The organism is uncultured Gemella sp. (assembly GCF_963519265.1).
In the GTDB taxonomy this organism is placed as follows: domain Bacteria; phylum Bacillota; class Bacilli; order Staphylococcales; family Gemellaceae; genus Gemella.
This window is the reverse complement of record NZ_CAUQNQ010000063.1, coordinates 1-6,971: the sequence shown is the minus strand read 5'-3', so window position 1 is coordinate 6,971 and position 6,971 is coordinate 1. Positions and strand designations below refer to the sequence as shown.

Sequence of the window (6,971 nt, the reverse complement as noted above, 5' to 3'; positions counted from 1 at the left end):
TATTAGGCATAACATTCTCCTTTTTTGTTCTCTATTCCATTATAATATAAATTCATAAAAATTCAACTCATAACACAAAAATAAATAAAATATTTTTGTTGATATTTCCCTTTTTCCAAAAGGTAACTTCCACTTTGATTTCTTACTAGAACTTACTTTGAAAAAATTATTTTATCGCTTAAAATCCACTTTAAAGATTTCCCTCTCAATTATTTTATATTCAAAATCACTCTGTCTTTTTTATTTTAGTGTTAAATTTATTTTAATAATTTGCAAGGGATTAAAGTTTATGTAAATAATATTAATAGACATTTCAGGTATTTTAAGGTACTATTAAGTTAGGAGTGATATATTATGAATTATATAAATTTACAATTATTAAATATTAATATTTCTAGTATTTTTTACTATATAACTTCTATTTTTAATGATATAAATTTTGATATAGTTTTGACAATATTTTTAGTAATTAATACTTTATTGGCATTTTCAATCGTCTTTTTAGAGTATCAAACTACTACATCATCTTGGGCATGGATTTTGGTGTTATTTTTAATACCATATCTAGGATTTATTCTATATTTAATATTCGGAAGACCAATATATAGAGAAAAAATATTTCCTTTTTCAGATGATGAAAAAATTAGATATCAACAAAACTTATTAAAGAGAACTGTTCCTTATGAAATTACAATAAATGAACAAGTAATTCATAAGCACAAAAATCTAATAGAACTAAATTTTGAAACTGATAAATCATTTTTATCCAAAAACAATAAAATTCAAATTATTACAGATGGAAAAGAAAAATTTAGATTATTATTTGAAGATATAAAAAACGCTAAGAGCTACATTCATATCCAATATTATATATTAAAAAAAGATGGTATCGGAAAACAACTCTTCTGCCTTCTTGAACAAAAACTTCTGGAAGGTGTTGATGTATACATTCTTTACGATGATATTGGATCAAGAAAATTAAGTATTTCTTCTTTGAGACAACTTACAAAAAACAATGCTAAAATAAAAAAATTCTTCAAATCAAAATTGCCACTTATTAACTTTCGTATGAACTATAGAAACCATAGAAAAATTGTTATTATAGACGGTAATATCGGTTATACAGGTGGCTTTAATGTTGGAGACGAATACTTAGGATTAGATAAAAAATTCGGATATTGGCGTGATACTCACCTCCGCATTGAAGGTGAAGCAGTAGGTGCTTTAGAATATCGTTTCATAGATGATTGGAATTCTCAAACAACTAAAAAAACAGAACAACTAAAACTAACCTCAGAACATGTTTCTACACCAGTTAATAATTATTTACCGATTCAACTAGTTTCAAGTGGACCAGATAATAAACTTCAAAAAATAAAATATAGCTATTTATACATGATATCTAGGGCTAAGAAATATATATACATTCAATCACCCTACTTCATCCCCGATGAAAGTGTTATGGATGCATTAAAAATGGCAATATTATCTGGAATTGATGTGAGAATTATGGTACCTAACAAACCAGATCATATATTCGTATATTGGGCTACATACTCATTTATTGGTGAGCTTGCAGAATTAGGAGCACAAACATATATCTACGAAAATGGATTTATTCATACTAAGATGATTATTATAGACGATGAAGTTTCAAGTTTAGGTAGTGCTAACTTTGATTACAGAAGTTTCAAATTAAACTTCGAGCTAAACGCATTTATGTATGATAACAAAACTACAAAAGAGTTCAGAGATATTTTCCTAAAAGATATTGAAAAATCTACCCTAGTTTCTTTTTCTAAATATCAAAAGAGAAGTTTACTTATAAAAATCAAAGAAGCGTTCGCAAGATTGATATCACCGATTCTTTAGTTGTTTTATATTAAAAAATATGATATATTAATACATATGTACACATAGGAGGACAAAATTTAATGAAAAAGTTTAAAAAAGCTATTTTACCTATAGCACTTAGTATCTCTGTTATAGGATTAGCAGGATGCTCTGCTGGAGGGACTAAATATATCTCTAGTAAAGCAGGAGACGTTACAGAAAAAGATATCGTAGAAAGCATTGGAGCCAGCCAACTTTCTAAAACGGCTACAAGTATGATGATCCAAAAAGTACTTTTAGATAAATATAAAAACAAAATTGATCAAAAATCAATCGATGAGCAACTTCAAAAAGCTCAAGAACAATACGGTGGTAAAGATAAATTCGAACAACTTTTAAAACAACAAGGATTCACACTTGATAAATATAAAGATGGATTAAAAGTTAAAGCTGCGCAAACATTATTAATTAATGATTACGCTGGAACAAACGACGATAAACTTAAAGAAAGCTATGAAAAAAACAAACACCAATATCACCTAGCGCACATTCTTATAAGTGTTAAAAGTGAATCAAATCCTAATGGATTAAGTGATGAAGATGCTAAGAAAAAAGCAGAGGATGTTCTTAAAAAACTTAAAGACGGTGGAGATTTCGCAACTCTAGCTAAAGAAAATTCAAATGATACAGCAAATGCATCAAATGGTGGAGATTTAGGTTGGTCTTCTAAAGAGGACAACTCATTCGTTAAAGAATTTAAAGATGCAGCTTATGCATTAAGCAAAGATAAAACATCTGACGTTGTAAAAACTTCATTTGGATACCACATCATCAAAGTATTAGATGAAAAAGATTCATCATTCGATGAATTAAAACCAGCATTAGCTGAAAAAGCCGCTGAAGAAGCAGTTAAGAAAGATAGTACAATCGTAAGTAAAGCTCTTAAAAAATTATTTGAAGAGTATAACGTAAAATCAAGCAACAGTGATGTTGAAGCATATATTAAATCTATGCTAGAAGGTACAGCTGCTGCCCAATAATAATATTAATACACAAAGATGACTATGAGAACTCATACTTATAGTCATCTTTTTTATAAAAACAATGAGTAATTCAAAAGACATTTCTAAATAATATGACTTTAAATTACTCATTTTAATTTATTTAACTTATATCATAACGTGCACCTAGAATCTCGATAGCATTTTTTATTCTATCTTTTGTAGGTGGATTAATATCATTTAATTCATAATCAATTCCTAATTCTTTATACTTGAATTTTGCCATATCATGATATGGTAATACTTCTACACGTTCGACCCCTTGTAACGTATCTATATATTCACGAAGTTTTTGTAGATAATAATCATCGTCTGTCCATTTTGGAACAAGCACGTGTCTTATCCACATTTTCGCCCCATGTTCACTTAGGAAATTAGTAAATTGAATAATATTTTTATTAGTTCGTTTTGTCAAACGCATATGATGTTCATCATCAATATGTTTAATATCCACTAAGAATAAATCTGTTAATGAAATTAATTCTAAAACTTTTTCATTCATACTTGGAGCATTTACATAAAAACCTCCACAAGTATCAACGCAAGTATTGATTCCTAATTCCTTTAGTTTTCTAAAAAGCTCCAAGATGAAATCAATTTGCAGTAGCGATTCTCCACCACTTACTGTAACTCCTCCACCATCACTTGCTTCAAAAAATTCACGATACTTCACTATTTCTTTCGTTAATTGATCTACTGTCATAACTTTAGCATCCGGATTATGCATTTTCCATGTATCTGGATTATGGCAATATTTACATCTTAGCATGCAACCTTGAAAGAATACCACATATCTAATCCCTGGTCCATCGACATTACCAAATGATTCAACTGAATGTACATTAGCTGTCAATTCTTTTTTCTCTTCTATAGCTATTCCTTCTACTTTTTCCATTTCCATATGCGATTTCCTCCTTTTGCTATTCTATAGTTTTCTTATATCGTATTCTGAAAATATAATTATTTTAATCTAAAAAGTGGAGGCCTTTCGCCTCCACCTTCTTTTAATTATTTACTTAATTACATGAATTGGTGCATTGTACGGCTTAATACGTCACGTTGTTGTTCTGGAGTTAAACTGATTAGACGTACAGCGTATCCTGATACACGAATTGTGAAGTTTGGATAATCTTCTGGAGATTCAATAACTTTAAGTAATGTTTCTTTATTAAATACGTTAGTATTTAAGTGGTAACCACCTTTTTTGAAGTATCCGTCCATCATTGCTGTTAAGTTTTTAATTTGATCTTGTTTAGTTTTACCTAATGAGTTTGGTGTGAATGCAGCAGTTAAACTGATTCCATCACGGCTGTATTCGTATGGTAATTTAGCAACTGAACTTAAGCAAGCTAAAGCTCCACTTTGGTCACGTCCGTTCATTGGGTTAGCACCTGGAGAGAATGGTTCTCCTGCACGACGTCCATCTGGAGTGTTACCAGTTTTCTTACCGTATACTACGTTTGAAGTAATAGTTAAGATAGAAGTTGTAGTTTCATCTGCACGGTAAGTTGGGTGTTTTTTAAGTTTGTTCATGAATACTTTAAGTAATTCAACAGCGATTTCATCTGCACGATCGTCGTTGTTACCAAATGTTGGGAATTCACCTTCAACTTTGTAATCAACTGCTAATCCAGTTTCATCTTCGATTGGAGTAACTTTAGCATATTTAATAGCTGATAAACTGTCTACTGCTACTGAGAATCCAGCAATACCTGTTGCCATGAATCTTCTAACTTTAGTGTCGTGTAATGCCATTTCTAAGCTTTCGTAAGAGTATTTATCATGCATGTAGTGGATTACGTTTAATGTATTGATGTACAGTTTACATAACCATTCCATAAATACATCAAATTTAGCCCAAACTTCATCATAGTTTAATACACCACGTAGAGGTTCAGTCTTAGGTCCTACTTGATCACCAGATAATTCGTCACGTCCACCATTGATTGTGTATAGTAATGCTTTAGCTAAGTTAGCACGAGCTCCGAAGAACTGCATATCTTTACCAGTAGTCATACCAGATACACAACATGCGATAGATTTATCACAAGTTCCTAAGAAGTCTGCAAGTAATTCATCACTTTCATATTGAATAGCACTGTGGTTGATTGAAGATTCAGAACAGTACTCTTTGAATCCTGTAGGTAATTTAGTTGACCAAAGGATAGTTAAGTTTGGCTCTGGAGAGTTACCCATGTTATCTAATGTGTGGATGAAACGGAAGTCTGTTTTAGTTACTAATGATCTTTCAGCATCTAACATTTCCCCAACGATTAATGTAGCCCAGATTGGGTCTCCTGAGAATAATTGGTTGTAGTCTGGAGTACGAGCGAATTTAACGCAACGTAGTTTTAATACTAAGTGGTCAATTAATTCTTGAGCTTGAGACTCATTAATTGTTCCATCTTGTAAATCTCTTTCAATATAAATATCTAAGAAAGTAGCAATGTTACCGATAGACATCGCAGCACCATTTTGTTGTTTGATAGCTGCTAAGTATCCGAAGTATAGCCATTGAACAGCTTCTTTAGCATTTGTAGCTGGTTCAGAAATATCAAATCCGTAGATTTTAGCCATTTCTTTTAATTCACCTAAAGCACGAATTTGCTCGTTAACTTCTTCACGGTCACGGATAACGTGTTCAGTCATAACACCATCAGCACCGATTTTAGCTAAATCATCTTTTTTCCAAGCGATAAGTTGATCTACCCCGTATAATGCCACACGACGGTAGTCACCAATGATACGCCCACGTCCGTATGCATCTGGAAGTCCTGTAATAACACCAGATTTTCTTACTAAACGCATTTCTGGAGTATAAGCATCGAATACACCTTGGTTATGTGTTTTACGGTAATCTGTGAAGATTTTAATAACTTCTTCATCTACTTCATAACCGTATGCTTTACAGCTGTTAACAGCCATGTTAATACCACCAAAAGTCATTAACGCACGTTTAAGTGGTTTATCAGTTTGTAATCCTACTACTTGTTCTAAATCTTTTTCAATATATCCAGGTCCATGAGAAAGGATAGTTGAAGGAATACTAGTATCCATATCTAATGTTCCACCAGCTAAACGTTCTTGACGCATTAACTCATTGAATTTTTCTACTAATTTAGTAGTTGCTTCAGTTGGTCCTGCTAAGAAAGAAGAATCTCCTCTATACTCTGTGTAGTTAGATCTAATGAAATCTACTAAGTCCACCTCTGTTTGCCATTTCCCACCAACGAATGCTTTTTTTTCTGCAACTGTTGTCATAATTATGTCACTCCTTAAATATTTTATTTCTTAATTTTAAATTTTGTTACACTCATAGTTTACATACAACTAACTTTTTTAACAATATTTTTTTATATTCAATTGTGTACTTTCTGTGAACTCCAGTACTAGTACAGTTATAACATTTTAATTTGTTTTTAATGTATTTTAAATTTTTTTAAAATCAAAAAATATGTAAACTCTATTGCAAAAACAATGAAAACGTTAAAATATAACGTTCTCACTCTTAGTAGTGTTATACATTCTCTTCACAACTGTTATTGTACTGATAAAATATCGCTTTCCACTATTTATCATAGATATACCAAAAATACCATTATTTTATTATAAAAACAGCGAGATAATCGATACACGTTATCAATTACCTCGCTAGTAAACACTATTCAAAGATATTTCGTAATTCCGAATATCCCTCTTTTTCTAAATCTTCTTTCTTAATAAATTTTATTGACGCACTATTAATACAGTATCTAAGCCCACCCGACTCAGTAGGACCATCAGGGAAAACATGCCCTAAGTGTGCATCACCAACTCTACTCCTTACTTCTATACGCTCAACATAATGAGAATTATCTTTATAATACTTAGTTACCTCTTTTTCTATTGGTTTAGAAAAACTAGGCCAGCCACAACTAGATTTAAACTTATCTTTTGAAGAAAATAGTGGCTCACCTGTTGTTATATCCACATAAATTCCTTCATCAAAGCTGTCCCAATATTGACCTGTAAAAGGAGTCTCCGTTGCACTTTCCATAGTAACTGCATATTCTAAATCAGATAATTCTTTTTTTAATT

Annotated in this window: 5 protein-coding genes; 2 read left to right on the top strand and 3 right to left on the bottom strand. The window is 31.1% G+C overall.

The features are described from left to right. The first annotated feature begins 354 nt into the window (after positions 1–354). Together cls and RWN11_RS06340 are read left to right on the top strand one after the other, a co-directional pair. Positions 355–1,872: a cardiolipin synthase gene (gene cls / locus RWN11_RS06345; RefSeq protein ID WP_314160919.1), complete on the top strand. Its 1,518-nt coding sequence runs from the start codon at positions 355–357 to the stop codon at positions 1,870–1,872. 62 nt (positions 1,873–1,934) lie between these two features. Next, the gene (locus RWN11_RS06340; protein WP_314160918.1) at positions 1,935–2,873 is read left to right on the top strand and encodes a peptidylprolyl isomerase; all 939 of its coding nucleotides are present in this window, start codon (positions 1,935–1,937) and stop codon (positions 2,871–2,873) included. 124 nt (positions 2,874–2,997) lie between these two features. On the opposite strand, the gene pflA is transcribed toward RWN11_RS06340, so the two are convergent. The 3 genes from pflA to msrB all read right to left on the bottom strand — a co-directional run. Further along, a complete protein-coding gene (pflA, locus tag RWN11_RS06335) occupies positions 2,998–3,795 on the bottom strand; it encodes a pyruvate formate-lyase-activating protein (RefSeq protein ID WP_314160917.1) in 798 nt (265 codons plus the stop codon). A 119-nt stretch (positions 3,796–3,914) separates the two neighbouring features. Next, entirely contained in the window at positions 3,915–6,155 is a 2,241-nt protein-coding gene (gene pflB, locus RWN11_RS06330) for a formate C-acetyltransferase (protein WP_314160916.1), read from the bottom strand. Between the two features lie 400 nt (positions 6,156–6,555). Then, a partial coding sequence (gene msrB, locus RWN11_RS06325) for a peptide-methionine (R)-S-oxide reductase MsrB (protein ID WP_314160915.1) occupies positions 6,556–6,971 on the bottom strand: 416 nt, incomplete at its 5' end.

Coding starts and splice junctions, on each gene's coding strand:
- cls (WP_314160919.1), top strand. CDS start 355: ATGAATTATATAAATTTACAATTATTAAATATTAATATTTCTAGTATT.
- pflA (WP_314160917.1), bottom strand. CDS start 3,795: ATGGAAATGGAAAAAGTAGAAGGAATAGCTATAGAAGAGAAAAAAGAA.
- RWN11_RS06340 (WP_314160918.1), top strand. CDS start 1,935: ATGAAAAAGTTTAAAAAAGCTATTTTACCTATAGCACTTAGTATCTCT.
- pflB (WP_314160916.1), bottom strand. CDS start 6,155: ATGACAACAGTTGCAGAAAAAAAAGCATTCGTTGGTGGGAAATGGCAA.